This window comes from Rhodococcus tukisamuensis NBRC 100609 (assembly GCF_001894985.1).
GTDB classification, from domain to species: domain Bacteria; phylum Actinomycetota; class Actinomycetes; order Mycobacteriales; family Mycobacteriaceae; genus Rhodococcus_G; species Rhodococcus_G tukisamuensis.
The window spans coordinates 72,344-89,433 of the sequence record NZ_BCXG01000010.1 but is presented as its reverse complement, the minus strand read 5'-3'; the positions used below and the strand labels follow the sequence as shown (position 1 = coordinate 89,433).

At 71.4% G+C, this 17,090-nt stretch carries 15 protein-coding genes; 8 read left to right on the top strand and 7 right to left on the bottom strand.

Annotation, left to right across the window (positions count from 1 at the left end; genetic code table 11):
• Positions 1-7 precede the first annotated feature (7 nt).
• Complete coding sequence (locus tag RT2_RS13245) at positions 8-415, bottom strand: DUF4564 domain-containing protein (RefSeq protein WP_072845321.1); 408 nt, start codon at positions 413-415, stop codon at positions 8-10.
• Between the two features lie 184 nt (positions 416-599).
• Here RT2_RS13245 and RT2_RS13240 point away from each other — a divergent pair, with 184 nt between their 5' ends.
• Positions 600-2,351: a DEAD/DEAH box helicase gene (locus tag RT2_RS13240; protein WP_072845248.1), complete on the top strand. Its 1,752-nt coding sequence runs from the start codon at positions 600-602 to the stop codon at positions 2,349-2,351.
• A 284-nt stretch (positions 2,352-2,635) separates the two neighbouring features.
• Here the strand turns inward: RT2_RS13240 and gdhA are convergent, their stop codons facing one another.
• Positions 2,636-3,985, bottom strand: coding sequence for an NADP-specific glutamate dehydrogenase (gdhA, locus tag RT2_RS13235; protein WP_072845247.1), 1,350 nt, complete (start codon positions 3,983-3,985; stop codon positions 2,636-2,638).
• 258 nt (positions 3,986-4,243) lie between these two features.
• Between gdhA and RT2_RS13230 the strand changes: the two genes are divergently transcribed.
• Both RT2_RS13230 and RT2_RS25895 read left to right on the top strand, forming a co-directional pair.
• On the top strand, positions 4,244-5,647 hold the full coding sequence (locus RT2_RS13230) for an NAD(P)/FAD-dependent oxidoreductase (RefSeq protein WP_072845246.1): 1,404 nt from the start codon (positions 4,244-4,246) through the stop codon (positions 5,645-5,647).
• Between the two features lie 67 nt (positions 5,648-5,714).
• A complete protein-coding gene (locus tag RT2_RS25895; RefSeq protein ID WP_169888342.1) occupies positions 5,715-5,864 on the top strand; it encodes a hypothetical protein in 150 nt (49 codons plus the stop codon).
• Positions 5,865-5,876: 12 nt separating this feature from the next.
• Here RT2_RS25895 and RT2_RS13225 read toward each other — a convergent pair whose 3' ends face one another.
• The 3 genes from RT2_RS13225 to RT2_RS13215 all read right to left on the bottom strand — a co-directional run bounded on the left by RT2_RS13225 (position 5,877) and on the right by RT2_RS13215 (position 7,862).
• The gene (locus RT2_RS13225) at positions 5,877-6,320 is read right to left on the bottom strand and encodes an SRPBCC family protein (RefSeq protein WP_072845245.1); all 444 of its coding nucleotides are present in this window, start codon (positions 6,318-6,320) and stop codon (positions 5,877-5,879) included.
• Between the two features lie 120 nt (positions 6,321-6,440).
• Positions 6,441-6,893, bottom strand: coding sequence for a PaaI family thioesterase (locus RT2_RS13220; RefSeq protein ID WP_072845244.1), 453 nt, complete (start codon positions 6,891-6,893; stop codon positions 6,441-6,443).
• A 219-nt stretch (positions 6,894-7,112) separates the two neighbouring features.
• A complete protein-coding gene (locus RT2_RS13215; protein ID WP_072845320.1) occupies positions 7,113-7,862 on the bottom strand; it encodes a hypothetical protein in 750 nt (249 codons plus the stop codon).
• Between the two features lie 213 nt (positions 7,863-8,075).
• Here RT2_RS13215 and RT2_RS13210 point away from each other — a divergent pair, with 213 nt between their 5' ends.
• From RT2_RS13210 to RT2_RS13200, 3 genes are read left to right on the top strand one after another with little or no spacing between them, the layout of a single operon-like run.
• On the top strand, positions 8,076-9,536 hold the full coding sequence (locus RT2_RS13210; protein ID WP_072845243.1) for an iron chelate uptake ABC transporter family permease subunit: 1,461 nt from the start codon (positions 8,076-8,078) through the stop codon (positions 9,534-9,536).
• A 2-nt stretch (positions 9,537-9,538) separates the two neighbouring features.
• Positions 9,539-10,648, top strand: a complete 1,110-nt coding sequence (locus RT2_RS13205) for a FecCD family ABC transporter permease (protein WP_245709291.1) — start codon at positions 9,539-9,541, stop codon at positions 10,646-10,648.
• Complete coding sequence (locus tag RT2_RS13200; protein ID WP_072845242.1) at positions 10,645-11,511, top strand: ABC transporter ATP-binding protein; 867 nt, start codon at positions 10,645-10,647, stop codon at positions 11,509-11,511. Before RT2_RS13205 ends, RT2_RS13200 begins: the two co-directional genes overlap by 4 nt.
• A gap of 27 nt (positions 11,512-11,538) precedes the next feature.
• On the opposite strand, the gene RT2_RS13195 is transcribed toward RT2_RS13200, so the two are convergent.
• Positions 11,539-14,145 (bottom strand): bifunctional lysylphosphatidylglycerol flippase/synthetase MprF, encoded by a 2,607-nt coding sequence (locus RT2_RS13195; protein ID WP_072845241.1) that lies wholly within the window; start codon positions 14,143-14,145, stop codon positions 11,539-11,541.
• Positions 14,142-15,452, bottom strand: a complete 1,311-nt coding sequence (locus RT2_RS13190) for an alpha/beta hydrolase (protein ID WP_072845240.1) — start codon at positions 15,450-15,452, stop codon at positions 14,142-14,144. The genes RT2_RS13195 and RT2_RS13190 overlap by 4 nt, the downstream gene beginning before the upstream one ends.
• 136 nt (positions 15,453-15,588) lie before the next feature.
• On the opposite strand from RT2_RS13190, the gene RT2_RS13185 reads away from it, so the two are divergent.
• Positions 15,589-16,011: a BlaI/MecI/CopY family transcriptional regulator gene (locus RT2_RS13185; RefSeq protein ID WP_072845239.1), complete on the top strand. Its 423-nt coding sequence runs from the start codon at positions 15,589-15,591 to the stop codon at positions 16,009-16,011.
• Positions 16,012-16,038: 27 nt separating this feature from the next.
• Positions 16,039-16,983 carry a M56 family metallopeptidase gene (locus tag RT2_RS13180; protein ID WP_072845238.1) on the top strand — a complete coding sequence of 315 codons (945 nt, stop codon included), beginning with the start codon at positions 16,039-16,041 and terminating at the stop codon, positions 16,981-16,983.
• Positions 16,984-17,090 lie beyond the last annotated feature (107 nt).

The window sequence follows — 17,090 nt, the reverse complement described above, 5'->3', positions numbered from 1 at the left end:
AGCCTTCCTACGGGAGGGTCTTGATGAAGTCGAACACCGCCGGCTGGACCGCCGGGTTCGCGTTCGTGATGCCGTTGACGGCACCGATGGTCGCGCCGATCGCGGCGCCGGGGATGCAGCCGACGAACAGGAACAGCACACAGCCGACCACCGCGCCGACGCCCGCACCGATGCCCGCAACCTGCGAGCCACCGTTGAGCCAGCCGTTCTCGATCTGGGTGATCATGTTCTCGTAGGCCGGCTGGCTGTAGACATCGTGAGGTGCGAGCGCACCGCTCGTGGGCAGCTGCGTGGCCGGCTGTTCGACTGCTGGGTTCGCCGGTGTCGGCGGCGAACTCGCATAGGAAGTACCGGCACCAATCCCCATCATCGCAACTACTGCCACGGACAGCGCCGCGGCTTTGTGGAGTTTCATCTTGGGGGGCTCCTCCGTGAGTAGGAAGACGGCCCCGAGCAGGTCGTAGACCGTCAGGAACATCCCCTAGACTAGTGATTGGACGGCATAAAATCTGCCCCCATTCGAGGTCTCGACGACTACGGCCGCCGACGTCCAGACGCGTTCTGACCGGCACCGATCCCCGGACGCTAGGCTCTGCGGAGTGCCCCCGCGCCCCCGAACCCCACGCCCCCGCACCTCAGGCGCACGGACCCGCCGCGCGACCACTCGAAGCAAGACCTCCGGCGGTGCGGCCGCGTCCACCCCGTCGTCGGCGGACCTGCCCGTCGCCGGTCCCGGTGAGCGGATCTGGGTACTCGACATTCCCTTCCGCACCCCCGCCCCCGGCGCCCGCTGGTACCCGAAGATGCGCGCCCACGCCTACGTCGGCGAGGCGCTGCCCGCCGAACTGAGCCCGTTCGCCACCAAGCCGTACACCTACCAGCGCTGGCTCGAGGACGACCTCAACGGCACCCGCGGACCGGCGCCGACCGCGGCACCGAAGACTCCCCGCCCCGAACAGTTGGAGGCGGCCGCCGCGATCGAGGCCGCCGCCCACCGGCGGGCCCGGGGGTTCGCCCTGTTCGACGACCCCGGCATGGGCAAGACGCTCTCCGCGGTGCTCGGCGCGAAGGCGGTGGCCTCGCTGCGCGGCGGGTCCACGATCCTCGTCACCGTCGACCGTCCCGCCTCGATCACCGTCCCGCACTGGCGGGCCACCATCGCCGCCGTCGGCGACGGCGGCTACCGCTGGCTGATCATCTCCCCGGACCAGCTCAAGAAGCTGATCGCCCGCAACGGCCGGCCGCAACGGTTCGACGTCGTGATCAACGACGAGGCACACAATTTCCGGCACCGGTCCCAGCGCACCGGCTACCAGCGTCGGGTGAACCGGCTGCTGGACCTGCCCGAGAAGGCGCCGTTCGTCATCTCGATGACCGCGACGCCCGGCCACCATCCCGGCGAGTGGCTGTACCTGTCCTCGCTGCTGGCCCAGGTGCACGGCGAGGCGCCGGAGCAGTGGGACGACCTCGGCGCCCGGCTCGCCGACGCGGGCATCCCCCTGGAGAAGTACATGGGCCGCTGGCAGTGGTCGCCGGAGGCGAAGGCGTCCACCGCGGTCCAGGCGCGGGCCGTCGACACCGTCCGCACCTGGCTGACCGCGGCCGAGCCGCCGCTGATGCTGCACCGCGACGCGCCCTGGGGTCCGGCCCCGCTCGACGGCCTCGGGGTGGACCTCTCCCCCGACGAGGTGCTCCAGTACGAGATGGAGTGGGGCGCGTACCGGCGGGAGATGCGGATCGCGCGCACCGGGTCGGACACCGCCCGCGGCCGCGCCGCCCTGGTCCGGTTCCGCCAGAAGGCCGGGATGATCCGGGTCCCGCACACCGTCGACCTCGTCGCCGCGCACGTCGAACGCGGGTACCAGGTGCTGGTCGCGACGGAGATGGTCTCGACCGCGGCGCAGCCCATCGCGGACCGGCTCGAGGAGCGCGGCGTCGCGGTGTCACGGATCTTCGGCAGCCGTCCCGACGCCGAGGAGCAGCGGCTGCGGTTCCAGCGGGGGCAGACCCAGGTGTGCGTCTTCAACACCACCAGTTCGATCAGCCTGCACGCGAACGAGCGGCTCGCCGACGGGACCACCGCCACGGCCACCCCGCGGATCGGGTTCTTCCACCAGCCGCGGTACTCGGGCATCGCCGCCCGGCAGACCATCGGCCGCGCGCACCGCGACTACCAGGTGTGCCCGTGGTGGCTGCTGTACAGCACCGACACCGTCGAGGAGTCGGCCGGGCAGGTCATGGTGCAGCGGCTGCTGGTGACGTCGGCGTCCGTCGACGGCGACCTGAGCACGTTCCGGACCGTCGCCGCGCTGTTCGACGCGGACTGGCTGCCCGAGGAGTCGTTCGACTGACCCCGAAATGCAGGAAACGCCCCGGCCGCCGGCTGGCGATCGAGACGTTGCGAAGGGTGTGGTCGGTCCGCCACGCCGTCGGGCGGACCGGGAAAGGTACAGCGAGCGCACGACGCCGTTGTCGGCACTCTACTGCGGGGTGAAGCCACGAACGGTGGAACTGCGAACGGTAAAGCTACGAGCGGTGGAACCCGTCGTTCGGTGACGCTGATCTCGGCACGTCATTGGGCCGAGACCAACTTCCACGGGTTCCCGTCAGGCGCAGGGCGCGACGGTGACGTGGATCAGATGACGCCCAGTGCGAACATGGCGTCGGCGACCTTGACGAAGCCGGCGATGTTGGCGCCGTGCACGTAGTCGCCCGGCTTGCCGTACTCGGCGGCCGTCTCGATGGTGCGGGCGTGGATGCCGCGCATGATGCCGGCGAGACGCTCGTCGGTGTACTCGAAGCTCCAGGAGTCGCGCGAGGCGTTCTGCTGCATCTCGAGTGCGGAGGTGGCCACACCACCGGCGTTGGCTGCCTTGCCGGGGGCGAAGGCGACACCGGCGTCGCGGAAGGCCTGGATGCCGCCGGGGGTCGTGGGCATGTTCGCGCCCTCGGCCACTGCCTGCACACCGTTGGCGATCAGCGTCTTGGCCGCGCTGTCGTCGAGCTCGTTCTGCGTGGCACACGGGAGCGCGACGTCACACGGCACGTCCCAGATGCAACCGCCCGCGACGAACTCGGCGTGCGGGACCGCGTCGGCGTACTCGCTGATCCGGCCGCGGCGAACTTCCTTGATCTCCTTGAGGAGGTCGAGGTCGATGCCCTTCTTGTCCACGATGTAGCCCGAGGAGTCCGAGCACGCGATCGCGAGACCGCCGAGCTGGTGGATCTTCTGGATGGCGTAGATCGCGACATTGCCGGAACCGGAGATGACGGCGGTCTTGCCCTCGACGCTCTCGCCCTTGGCCTTGAGCATCTCGGCGACGAAGTACGCGACGCCGTAGCCGGTGGCCTCGGTGCGGACCTGCGAGCCGCCCCAGTTGATGCCCTTGCCGGTGAGCACGCCCGACTCGTAGGTGTTGGTGAGCCGCTTGTACTGGCCGAACAGGTAGCCGATCTCGCGACCGCCGACGCCGATGTCACCCGCGGGCACGTCGGTGTACTCGCCGATGTGGCGGTTCAGCTCGGTCATGAACGACTGGCAGAAGCGCATGATCTCGCCCTCGGACTTGCCCTTGGGGTCGAAGTCGGAGCCGCCCTTGCCGCCGCCGATGGGCAGGCCGGTGAGCGAGTTCTTGAAGATCTGCTCGAAGCCGAGGAACTTCACGATGCCGAGGTTGACGCTCGGGTGGAAGCGCAGGCCGCCCTTGTACGGGCCGAGCGCGCTGTTGTACTGCACGCGGAAGCCGCGGTTGACGTGCACGCAGCCCTGGTCGTCGACCCACGGCACACGGAAGATGATCTGGCGCTCGGGCTCACAGAGACGCTCGATCAAACCGAAGTCTGCGTACTTCGAGTTGCGCTCGAGCACGACGGTGAGCGACTCGAACACCTCGGCAACGGCCTGGTGGAACTCGGGCTCTCCGGCATTGCGATGCGCAACGACCTCGAAGTACTTGTCAACCTGCGCACGGACCTGCCCACTCACAGCAGCATCCCTCCTTCTCAAATTTACATTGAACCTGCAAAGTACAGGCAATCACACAGTTGTCTCACAACACCATGTGTGCGAACGTGAGAATTATTTCACCTGAGACGGGCGTCACCTCACCCCGACCGGTCCGGGGCGGTGAGGTCGGGCGCCCCGGCGCGACGACACGCCCCGCCGCGGCGTCTCGTCGCGACGCCCGCGCGGGGCTGCGACTACCGTGTGGGGCGTCGCCTACACCCTGCGGAGGAACGCCTCATGAGCATCCAATCGGTGGACTCGCACCGCCATCGCGTCGTGATCATCGGGTCCGGGTTCGGCGGGCTGTTCGGCGCCCAGGCACTCAAACGAGCCGACGTCGACGTCACCGTCGTCGCGCGCACCACCCACCACCTCTTCCAGCCGCTGCTCTACCAGGTGGCGACCGGCATCCTCTCGGTCGGCGACATCGCCCCGGCCACCCGCCTGGTGCTGCGTAAGCAGCGCAACGCGCAGGTCCTGCTCGGCGACGTCGAGTCGATCGACCTCGACTCCAAGAAGGTCACCTCGCGGCTGCTCGACCGCACCACCGTCACCGAGTACGACAGCCTGATCGTCGCGGCGGGTGCCGGCCAGTCCTACTTCGGCAACGACCACTTCGCAAAGTTCGCGCCCGGCATGAAGACCATCGACGACGCCCTCGAGCTGCGCGGCCGCATCCTCGGCGCGTTCGAGCAGGCCGAGCTGTCCCAGGACCCGGAGGAACGGGCCCGGCTGCTCACCTTCGTCGTCGTCGGCGCCGGCCCCACCGGCGTGGAGCTCGCCGGCCAGATCGCCGAACTCGCGCACCGCACCCTCAAGGGCGCGTTCCGCAGCATCGACCCCGGCAGCGCCCGGGTGATCCTGCTCGACGGCGCACCGGTGGTGCTGCCGGTCTACGGCGGCAAGCTCAGCGCGAACGCCGCCGCACGGCTCGAGAAGATGGGCGTCGAGATCCAGCCGAACGCCATGGTGACCGGCGTCGACGCGGACGGCCTGGTCGTCAAGGACAAGGACGGCTCGGAGCGGCGCATCGAGTCGCAGTGCAAGGTGTGGTCGGCCGGCGTGCAGGCCAGCCCCCTGGGCAAGCAGCTGGGCGAGCAGTCCGGCGCCGAGGTGGACCGGGCCGGACGCGTGCACGTGCTGCCGGACCTGACCCTGCCGGGCCACCCCGAGGTGTTCGTCATCGGCGACATGATGGCCCTGGACAACCTGCCCGGACTCGCGCAGGTCGCCATGCAGGGCGGCAAGTACGCGGCCAAGCAGATCAAGGCGAACCTTGCCGGCGACGACCGGTCGACCCGGCAGCCGTTCAAGTACTTCGACAAGGGCTCGATGGCGACGATCTCGCGGTTCAGCGCGGTCGCCAAGGTTGGCAAGCTCGAGATCACCGGCTTCATCGGCTGGGTCGCCTGGCTGGCCATCCACCTGATGTACCTGGTCGGGTTCCGCAGCAAGTTCTCCACCATGCTGTCGTGGACGGTGACCTTCCTCGGTCGCGGGCGCGCGCAGATGGCCTCGACCGAGCAGCAGGTCTTCGCCCGCGTCGCGATCGAGGACCTGCAGGACTACGAGCGGGCGCGGCACGCGGGGCTGATCGGGGACCCGGCCGTGGTGTTCACCGGGGAGGAACGCGCGGGATAGTCCGCCCCCGGAACGGGCGCTGCGCGAACTCGACCGGCGGCAGGTCCCGCCATTTCGAGCCGCTTCTATGCGCTCAGCTCACGAGGACTCGTGCCGATACGCCCCCGCGACGGCAGCCACCGGTAGCGGCACGGTCGCCGCGACCGCCACCGTCGGGATGTCCGGCGGCTACCTGATCACTGTCACCCCAGGGGTCGGCGCCTTCGCTGTCCCCTAGCCGCAGCCGCCGTCACTGCGCGTCGAGGACCTCACGAAGCCGCGAAAGGGCGACCTTCCACCCCCGCTCCATGGCGTTGCGGGTCATCTTCTGCCGACGGTCGTTGATGTCGAAGCCCGTCTGCGTCAACAGCAGTCGGGTGCCGCGGCCGTGCGGCCGGATCGACCAGTCGACGACCCAGCGGGCGGGACGGTCTGCGCGCAGGTCGACCCAGCCGAGCGTCAACTGCTCGCCCGGCGTGGCCACCAGGACCTCGCAGGCAACCTCACCGGCCGGCCGGGTGGGCACCGCGAAGATGAAGTGCGTGCCGACCGACGCGGCGAACCCGGTCGGTCGCATCAGCCACCGCGCGAGCAGGTCCGACTCCGTCAGCGCACGCCACACGGCGTCCGGCGCCTGCGGGAGGAAACTGCCGATCTCGACCGCCGCGGGATTGAGCTCCGCGTCCGATGTCACGGGCGCACCTCCTCGCCGAATCCGAACCTGCCGTCAGCATTCCACAACGGACACAGCCGAACTCGGCAAATCGGCCCGCGCCGGGCAGGCGCCGCACCCGCGGGCGCGTCGCTGCCCCGCTCAGCGGCCGAGCACGCCCGGGTCGGTGACGTTGGCGAGGCGGACCTGCCCGCGGGCGACCAGCTTGTCCTCTTCGTCCTTGACCGTCACCTGCCACAGCTGCTGCGTCCGGCCGCGGTGCACCGGGGTCGCCTCGGCGTAGAGGGTGCCGCTGCGGCTGGCACGCAGGAAGTCGGTGTTGTTGTTGACCCCGACGACGTGGCCGCGGTCGCCGATCCAGATGCTGCCGCCGATGCTGGCCAGGGTCTCCACGACCGCGCAGTGCACGCCGCCGTTCATCAGGCCGGCCGGCTGGTACAGCTCGGGGCGCACGGTCCAGGTGGCCCGCACCCGGTCCGCGGTCAGTTCCTGGTACTCGAGCCCGAGCAGTTCGCCGAACCCCTTGTTGAGAAACGGCGTCGCGGCGGCGGGGTCCATGCCCGCGAGATCGGCGGGCAGGGTGGCTTCGCTCATGTCATGCTCCATCGTCCTTCGGCCACGGCTCTCGGCGACCGCACTCCTCCTCAGTGCTACACGACCCACCCCGTGAGATGCCGACTGGCCCCGCACCTGAGGTGGTGCGAGGCCAGCCCTGGAATGGACCGGGAGTCACTGCAGCCCCAGGACTTCCGCGCGGTCCGATTGATCGTGTTCGAATCGAACTGTAGGCGAGGCTTACCTAATTTGCAAGCGTCAGCTCGCCATGGCCTGCACGCGGGGCCCACGGACGACCTGCCGGTCCGCCCGCGCCCGCACCGGGAGACCCGCCGCCTCGAACGCGTCGAGCAACCCCTGGCCGCGGCGCATCGCCACGGACTCGCCCACTCCGCCGAGGATCGGCACCAGCGTCGCGGCGCCGAGCACGGACTCCCCGACCAGCGCCCAGCAGCGCGCGCGGTCGAGCGGGACCACCTCGTCCAGGGCGTCGAAGACGGCCGCGAGCGCGAGGCGGCAGCGGCCCGCGGTCCACACCAGCAGCGCCTGCTCGCAAGGGAGCGTGACCGCGGACGGCGTCCCGGCCCAGCGGTCGCCGGGCAGCACCCGGAGCACCGGGTCGACCACGCCGGCCCAGTCGACCGCGCCGTCGCTGTCCATGTGCAGCCACAGGTTGTCCAGCCCCGAGTCCCAGGCCCGCCCCTCGAGCATCACCAGCGCGGCCACCCGGCCGACCACCGCATGGATCAGCGCGGTCGCCACCGCGGCGCCGGCCGCCTCGCGGGTGCCGACATCCTCCGCCGCCCGCTCGACCATCCGGTCCAGGCGGCCCCCGCGGATCCCCTGCCGCAACGCCCACCAGCGACGGCGGGGCTGCTCGGCCATCAGCGCCACCGCGTACACCCGCGGGTAGTCGCGGTAGATCCCCCGCAGCCGCGCGCACGACTGCGCGAGGGCGGCACCGACGTCGTGCGCAGAGTCCGGACACTCCGACGACGGGGCGGCCACCGGGCGGGAACCCAGCCACCCTCCGGTAGTGGGGTTCTCGGTCACTGCGATATCGAGCACTGCACACTCCTCGGTCGTCGGTACTCCGGACACTGAACATAGGTTAGCCTAACCACAACAGCAAATAGGGAACGGAACCGGCGTGCCCCCGGGGGCAAGGGTTCCGTAACCTAATCTCCGTAGCTCGTGCCTCGCCGATCAGGAGCCCCGACCGTGACCCTCACCCCCGCACCCCGTGCGGCGACCACGCGTGCGCCACGCTCCGAGACCTACGGGGCGCTCGACGTCCCGCGGGGCCCCGCGCCGCTGCGAGGCCGGCTCGCGGCCGACGCCCTCGACCTCGCGATCGTCGCGATCCCCCTGCTGATCGGCTGGGTCGTCGTCGACTCGCTGCGCGACGCCAACGGCGGCGGACAGATGGACCGGGTGGTGTTCGGCGCGGTCGCGCTGACCGCGAGCCTGGCACTGCTCGTCTGGAACCGCGGCATGCGTGAGGGCCGCACCGGCCAGAGCCTCGGCAAGGACTGGCTCGGTCTGCTCACCCGCGACGCCGTCACCGGCGCACCGCTGGGCACCCGGCGGGCGCTGTTGCCCCGCACCGGCATCGAGGTCGTCCGCGAGCGCACCGCCGCCGCGGAGGGGTTCACCCCACTGCCGGCCGACACCTCGCTCGCGGCCATGAGGCGCAGACGACTGGTCGGCCTGGCGGCCCTGACGATGCTGCTGGCCGCGGCCGTCCTGGCGAGCATCGCCGTCGGGGCCCGTCCGATGGACTTCGCCGAGATCTTCCACGCCCTCGTCACCCCCACCGGAACCGACACCGACCTGGTGGTGCGGACGCTCCGGGTGCCGCGGACCGCGCTCGGACTGGTCGTCGGCATCGCCCTCGGCGTCGCGGGAGCCCTGATCCAGGGTCACACCCGCAACCCGCTCGCCGACGCCGGACTGCTCGGGCTCAACGCCGGCGCCGCGCTGTTCGTCGTGCTCTCGATCTACCTGTTCGGCCTCGCCGGCCCTAGCGAGTACCTGTGGTTCGCGTTCGCCGGTTCACTCGCCGCGAGTGTGGTGGTGTTCGGCATCTCCTCGGTCGGCAACGGCCGGTCCAGCCCGCTGAGCCTGGCGCTCGCGGGCGCCGCGGTCGCGATGTTCCTCGGCGCCATGACGCAGACGGTGATCCTGCTCGACCAGACCAGCCTCGACGGCTACCGCTTCTGGGTGGTCGGATCGGTCGCCGGACGCGGGCCGGAGGTGCTGTGGCAGGTGCTCCCGTTCCTCGTCCTCGGCGTGGTCATCGCGATCGCCAGCACCCCGAGCCTGAACGTGCTCAGCCTCGGCGACGAGGTGGCCCGCGGCCTCGGCACCAACATCCTGCTCAGCCGCACCGTCGGCATCGTCGCGATCACCCTGCTGACTGGCGCCGCCACCGCGGCGTGCGGCCCGATCGCGTTCGTCGGACTGGTCGTGCCGCACGTGGCCCGCTCGATCACCGGTCCCGACTACCGCTGGCTGGTCCCGTACGCCGGACTGCTCGGCGGGATCATGATCCTGCTCGCGGACGTCATCGGCCGGGTCGTGGTGCGACCCGGCGAACTGCAGGTGGGCATCGTGCTCGCACTGATGGGTGCCCCGTTCTTCGTCGCGCTGGTCCGGCGCAGGAAGCTGGTGTCGCTGTGAGCCTGACCGACATCGACCTCCCCGGCGACGCGACCCCGGCCACGCCCGTCCCGACCACCGTGCCCTCCCGCCCGGCGTTCCGGGTCGGCCGGCTGTCCCTGGTCCGGCGCACCGCGATGACCGCCGTCACCCTCGGCCTGCTCGCGCTGGCGTTCCTGCTGCTGTGCGTGAACATCGGCCGCGGCGAGTTCAGCATCCCGATCCCCACCGTCGCCGACATCCTCTTCGGCGGCGGCACCCGGATCGAACGGTTCATCGTGATGGACGTGCGACTGCCGCGGGCCCTGGCCGCGCTGCTCACCGGCATCGCGCTGGGCATCTCCGGGGCCATCACCCAGTCCATCCTGCGCAACCCGCTGGCCAGCCCGGACCTGCTCGGGATCACCGCCGGGGCCAGCGCGGCGGCCGTCACGCTGATCGTGGTCGGAGGCGGCGGCACCTTCGTGGGTGCGCTCGCCGTGCTGGGCATCCCGCTCGCCGCCCTCGTCGGCGGCATCGTGACCGCGCTGGCGATCTACGGGCTGTCCTGGCGCGGCGGGGTGCAGGGCTACCGGGTGGTGCTGATCGGCATCGGTTTCAACGCCGCGCTGATCGCCGCGATCCAGTGGCTGCTGATCTCCGCCGACATCAACGACGTGGCCCGGGCGCAGGTCTGGCTCAACGGCTCGCTCAACGGCAGCGACTGGGCACAGGTGTGGCCGGTCGCGATCGGCGTCGCCGTGGTCGGCACCATCGCCGTCGTCTCCTCGTTCACCCTCGGCGCGCTGCGACTCGGCGACGACAACGCCCGGGTCCTCGGCGTCCGGCTGCAGGCCGGTCAGGGAGTGCTGCTGCTGGCGGCGGTGGCGCTGGCCGCCATCGCGACGGCCGCCGTCGGTCCGATCGGCTTCGTCGCGCTGGCCGCGCCGCAGCTGGCGATGCGGGTGCTGCGGACCCCCGGGCCGCCGATCCTCGCGTCCGGGCTCATGGGCGCGGTCCTGGTCGTCGGCAGCGACGTCATCGCCCGCACGATCCTGCCCGTCGAGCTGCCCGTCGGCATCGTCACCTCCGCGCTCGGCGGACCGTTCCTGCTCTACCTGCTCGTCCGCACCAACCGAAAGGTCTCCGTATGACCGAGCCCGCCGCCCAGGCTCCCACCCGCCTGGCCGCCGAGAACCTGACCGTCGGCTACGGCGACCGGATCATCGTCGACGGACTCGACCTGGAGATCCCGACCGGCGTGGTCACCACGGTTATCGGGCCCAACGGCTGCGGCAAGTCGACGCTGCTGCGCACGCTGGGGCGGCTGCTCAAGCCCAAGTCCGGGCAGGTGCTGCTCGACGGCAAGGCGATCTCGAGTCTCAAGACCAAGGACGTGGCCCGCACCCTCGGCATGCTGCCGCAGGCCCCGGTCGCCCCCGAGGGCCTGACGGTTGCCGACCTGGTGGCCCGCGGACGGCACCCGCACCAGTCGTGGCTGCGACAGTGGTCCTCCGACGACGAGGGCGAGGTGGCGCGGGCGTTGGCACTGACCGGCGTCTCCGAGCTCGCGGACCGGCCGGTGGACCAGCTCTCCGGCGGCCAGCGGCAGCGCGCCTGGATCTCCATGTCGCTGGCGCAGGGCACCGACATCCTGCTGCTCGACGAGCCGACCACCTACCTGGACCTGGCGCATTCCATCGAGGTGCTGGACCTGGTGGACCGGCTGCACGAGGAGATGGGCCGGACGGTGGTGATGGTGCTGCACGACCTGAACCTCGCGGCCCGCTACAGCGACCGGCTGATCGTCATGTCGGAGGGCGCGGTCGTCGCCGCGGGTACCCCGAGCGAGGTGATCTCCCCGGAACTGCTGCTCGAGGTGTTCGGCCTGGAGGCCCGGGTGATCGAGGACCCGGTCGCGGACCGGCCGCTGATCGTGCCGATCGGGACCCGGCACGTGTACGGCGCCGTCGGCGGGTCCGCGGCGACCGCGGCGGCGGCGGCCGCGTCTGCCTGAGGTCACCTGCGGTCTGACGGTTCGGTCCTACCCGCGGCCGATCATGGTGCGCGCCAACCGGATACCCTGACCCAACGAGACGTCCGGCAGGTACGCCCGGCCGATCGCATTGCCGATGCTCGGCAGCGCCGCCGGGTCGGGGAAGGTCATGTACATCGGCACGTACTCGGGCTGGAACTTCGACTTGAAGGCCAGCAGGGACCGGAACCCGTACACCGGTTCCAGGGTCCGGCCGAGCACGTCGAGGACCCGGTCCATCACCGCGCCGAGCGCCCCGCGCTCGCGTCGTTCCTCCTCGGCGGCCTCGTCGGCGCCGCCGGTCTCGTCGACGTCGTCGGTGTCGGGGGCGTCGACCTTCGCCAGCGGCGCCCCCGACAGGCTGACGAACTCCGCGCCCTCCTCCGCCAAGAGCAGTGCCGCAGAGGCGATCAGGAACTCCATCGCCGGCCGGAAGCCCTCGGCGCGCCTGCGCATGAAGTCCAGCGTCCAGCCGACCACCCTCCCGTCGCGGTACACCGGCATCCACGAGGTGACGCCGTGCACGGTGCGGTCCGCGTCGACCGCGATCAGGCAGCGCACCTGCGGGTCGTCGATCTGCTCGACGCCGCCGAGGGTGAAGCCCATCTCGGGCATGCCCTTGTCCGCCACCCACTCCTCCGAGATCGCGTTGACCTGGTCGGTGAGCGCGAGCGGCGCGTGCGGGTACTCGATCCACTCCGCGTGCACGCCAGACTTCTTCGCCCGGTTGAGCGCGGTGCGCACGTCCTGGAACCGCTTGCCGGTGAAGGCCAGGCCGTTCAGGCGCAGCACCGTCTCCTCCGCGACCTGGAACCCGCCCCACCCCATCGAGTCGGTGACCGCGCGCAGTTCCCCGGTCACCGAGTAGAAGCACGGCGTCCAACCCTGGGCGGCGGCGAACTCCGCGAAATCGGTGACGTAGGCGGGCAACCTCTCCCGGGGTCCGACGGGGTCGCCGGTGGTCAGCGCGACGCCGCCGATCACCCGGTAGGCGACGTAACCGGCACCGTCGGGGCTGAACCAGTACCGGTTGCCCCGCCAGGTGGTCATCCAGGACAGCGCGCTGCCCCCGCTCGCCCGCAGCAACCGCCGCGCCCGCTCGGTGTCGTCGGTCGCGGCGCCGTAGGCCGGGGCGAGGAAGGTCGCCAGCACCACCACGCACAGCACCACCCAGAACACCACCCCGGTCCACTCGAAGAGCAGGGTCGTGGCGCGGCTGTCCGGCAGGAACTCCGGGTCGAGCCACTGCAGGTACACCGGCGGGACCAGCCGCTGCGGAAAGTCGGCGAGCAGCGACGCCGCGGTCGGTTCGTGGTCGAACCCGTCACGCACCAGGTACCCGACACCGACGTACACCGCGGCCAGCCCGACGGCCGTCGCCAGCACCAGCCGCACGCAGCGCCGGTAGGTGCCCGCCGGCGCGGACACGTCGAAGAAGCGCTTGGTGGCCAGCAGCACCACCAGCACGGCCAACGGGGTAAGGAACGGCGCCAGCGTCCGGTACAGGTTCGGCGTGTGCGGGCCGTAGTACAGCGACCGGGTCCCGTCCTGGCCGAGGAAGCGGACCGCGAAGTTGGCCAGCGAGAGCGCCAGCAGCGCGACCTGACCGAACACCGACGCCCCCCACGCGAAGCGCCGACCGCGGCGCAGGCCGTCCGCGAGCACCAGCACGAACAGCGTCGGCATCAGGCTCAGCACCGTCGGGCCGATGCCCCCGAGCCGCAGCGCGAGCAGTCCCCGTCGGCAGTCCTCGGCGGCGCGCGACTGCGCACACAGTTCCCGGACCTCCACCGGCGACCAGTCCGCACCCCGGAAGAGCTCGCGCAGCACCGCCAACGGCCCCACCGCGTGCGGCGACAGCGCGGCCAGCGCCGGGCCGATCGCCGCGGCCGCGACCACCAGCGCGACGAGCACCCGGCCCTCGCGCCGGGTGCCGGCCAGTCGGTCGCCGCGCGCGGACCGGCCGACGATCGCCGGGCCGAGCAGCAGCCCGACCGTCGCGGACGCCAGCAGGACCAGGTCGTGCAGGTGCCCGCTGAACAGTGCGAGGGTGAGCAGCAGCGCGAACAACCCCACCCGGATACGACGACGCCAGAGCGTGCTCATCGCCGAACTGGCCACCAGCACGACGCCGACCACCCAGGTGCTCGGGCCGACCGCGACGCCGATGTGCAGGCGCAGCCCCCAGTCCCAGTCGACCTGCCGCACCAGCACCGCCACACCGAGGGCGACCGCCGTGCCCAGCACCTGGGTGGAGAGGGCCGCGACGGCGAACCGCCGCGAGCCGATCCGGTGCTCGAGCGGCGCGGCCACCAGCACCACGAGCACCGTCGTCGCCAGGTAGCCGACGACGCCGTCGGCCCACAGGCCTGAGGTCAGCGTCACCCACAGCCGGCCCTCCTGCAGCGCGACCACTCCCGCGGCGAAGTGCCGGTCGACGAGCTGCGACGGCCCCGACACGACGCTGGACGTGACCAGCCCCAGGACCCAGATGCCGGCCAGCAGCCCGAGGCTGACCGGTGCACCGGACGCCCCGGACCGGGCCAGCTCCGCCAGCCGCCGGGCCTGTCGGCCGGGGGCGGACGCCGCGACGCTCGCGCGGTCGAGTCCGCTCACGAGGTCAGACCCAGCCGCTGTGCGAGCCAGCCGAGCTGACCCTCGAGCCCGGCCGACCAGACGGCAAAGCTGTGCCCTCCGGGCACCTCGACATATCGCACGTCCATGCCTGCCTTCCGTGCCGCCTCGTAGACCTTCCGCTGCCCGGGCTTGAAGTCCCGGTCGTCGCCGCCGACCACGAACACGCCCGCGGAGTCGGGGTACGGGTGGGCGGCCAGCAGGTCCAGCGGGTTCACCGCGGCGAACTTCGCCGCGTCGCCGCCGAACGCGGCGGCAAGGGTGCGGTTGCGGTCGCCGAGTGTGGGTTCCTCCTGCCCGGACAGGTCGAGGAACGTCGGGTAGCGCTGCGGGTGGTTGGTCGCCATCTGCAGCGCGCAGGTGCCGCCGTAGGACAGGCCGCCGATCGCCCAGGCGCGCGGATCCGCGTTCACCTGCAGGTGCGAGGTCACCCAGTCGGGCACGTCCTGGGCCAGGTAGGTCGCGACGTTGCCGAGGCTCGAGTCCATGCACAGCGGATTGCCGAACTGCGATCCGGTGGCGTCGGCGACCACCACAACCGGGGCGAGGCCGCCGTGTGCGGCCGCGAAGGTGTTCATCGTCTGCACCAGCTTGCCGCCGGCCAGCCAGTCCTGGGGTGAGCCGGGCTGCCCGGCGAGCAGGACCAGCACCGGCAGCACGGGCCGAGGGTCGGTGAAGTAGGCGGGCGGCAGGTAGACGACGGCGTCCCGGGCCCCGAAACCCGAGACGGTGCCCGGGATCGGCGCCGTGACGACGCGGCCGCTGGACGGCAGGTCCGCGGGCGGCTGCCACACCGATGCGAGCGGGGTCCCGGTCACCGGGTCGGGGGTCGGCGGCGGCACGTCGGCGAGGGCGATCCGGTTCGGGTCGGGCAGGCCCAGCGCGTCCCGCACGGTGGGGTAGGCGTCGAAGACGAGGTTCACCTGGGCCGCGGACACCGCGACCACCGCGACGGCGGCCAGGACGGCGACCGCCGAGCGCCGCAGCCGCCGGTCCGTGGCCACTCGCACCCCCGCCAGCAGCAGCGCCCACGCCCCGAACCCGATCCAGACGTAGATCTCGGTCGCGATCGGGTCCGGGAACGGCCGCCACCACCGCTCCACGACCACCCAGCCCACCAGGGTCAGCGCCAGGGCGACGGTGGCCGTGATCGGGACCGCGAGCCTGCGGTAGCGCCGTGTGTCGGCGGTCGGCGCGAACAGCAGCCACAGACCGCCGACCACGCCGAGCGCGGCGAGAATCCACGGGACCGGACCGGAGATCAGTGACGTGCGCCACAGCCAGTCCACGATCTTCCCCCTTCGGCGGGTGTGACCTGCACGATATGCGGCGCCGACACGTGCCGCGCCCTCAACACCTTTACACCGCAATCGTTACTACTGCGAGTAGTACGCATTTGCGTCGGACGGTCCGTAGACTGGTCCCATGGCAGGCCTTGGTGAACTCGAACGAGCAGTGATGGACCACCTGTGGTCCAGTACCGAACCCCAGACCGTGCGGCAGGTGCACGAAGCCCTGGCCGCCCGGCGGGAACTCGCGTACACGACGGTGATGACGGTCCTGCAGCGTCTCGCGAAGAAGCATCTGGTGACCCAGCAGCGCGACGACCGCGCCCACCGGTACGCACCCGTGCACGGCCGCGACGAACTGGTCGCGAGCCTGATGGTCGACGCCCTCAAGCAGGCCGACGAGTCCCAGGGCCGCGCCGCCGCACTGGTGCACTTCGTCGGGCAGGTCAACGCCGACGAGGCCGCGGCACTGCGCCAGGCCCTCGCCGCACTCGAGGCCTCGGACGCCGCCAAGCGCGGACTCAGGAGCGTGCCAACGGGGACCGACCGCGCCAGCTGACCGCGCATGTCCGATGATGGGTAGGTCATGAACCCCACCACCGCGCTGGCGTTTGCCCTGACGGCCCTGCTCCTCGCCGGTCCGGTACCCGCCGTCCTCGCCCGTGCCGCCTGGCCGTACCGGGCGCCCCGCGCCGCCCTCGTGCTCTGGCAGGCGATCGCGCTGGCCGCCGTGCTGTCGGCCTTCAGTTCCGGCCTGGCGATCGCCTCGCGGCTGCTGGTCCCCGGACCGGACGGCCGCCCGACCACCGCACCGCTGGAGGAGATCGACGCGCTCGGCATGCCGTTGTGGCTGCTGTACGTGGTGGTCTTCGCGATCACCCTGTTCATCGGCGCCCGGCTGATCTTCTCGATCGCCTCGGTGGCGGTCCGCACCCGACGCCGGCGCGCGCGGCACCGGATGCTGGTGGACCTGCTGGACCGACGCGACCCCGAGCGCAGCCGCACCTCAAACCTGCGGGTGATCGAGTCGGCCGAGCCGATCGCCTACTGCCTGCCCGGGCTTCGGCAGCGGGTGGTGCTCAGCGAAGGCACCCTGGCGAACCTGAGCCGCGACGAGGTCAAGGCGATCCTGATGCACGAGCGCTCGCACCTGCGGGCGCGGCACGACCTGGTCCTCGAGGCCTTCACCGCGGTCAACACGGCCTTCCCGCTCGTGGTGCGCAGCAAGTCCGCGCTCGGCTGCGTGCAACTGCTGGTGGAGATGCTCGCCGACGACTCGGCGGTCCGGGTCACCGGCCCCACTCCCCTGGCCCGCGCCCTGGTCGCGTGCGCCGGGTCCAGCACCCCGGTGGGCGCGATGGCCGCCGGCGGCCCGCACACCCTCACCCGCATCCAACGACTGTCCGACACCGAGTCGGCCACCTCGATCGCGATCGCCGCGTACCTCGCCTCCGTGGCCATCCTCGTGGTGCCGACCGTCGCGGTGGCAGCACCCTGGCTTACCGAACTGAGCCGACTTTTCGACGTGTGAATGCCGTCTTCGGCCGGCAGTAGTCCACGTCACAACACCTCTGACGTGTAGTTTTTCCTTTTCTGCCGTACAGTGGACAGCGGCCGCACACGTGGCCCGATTCGACA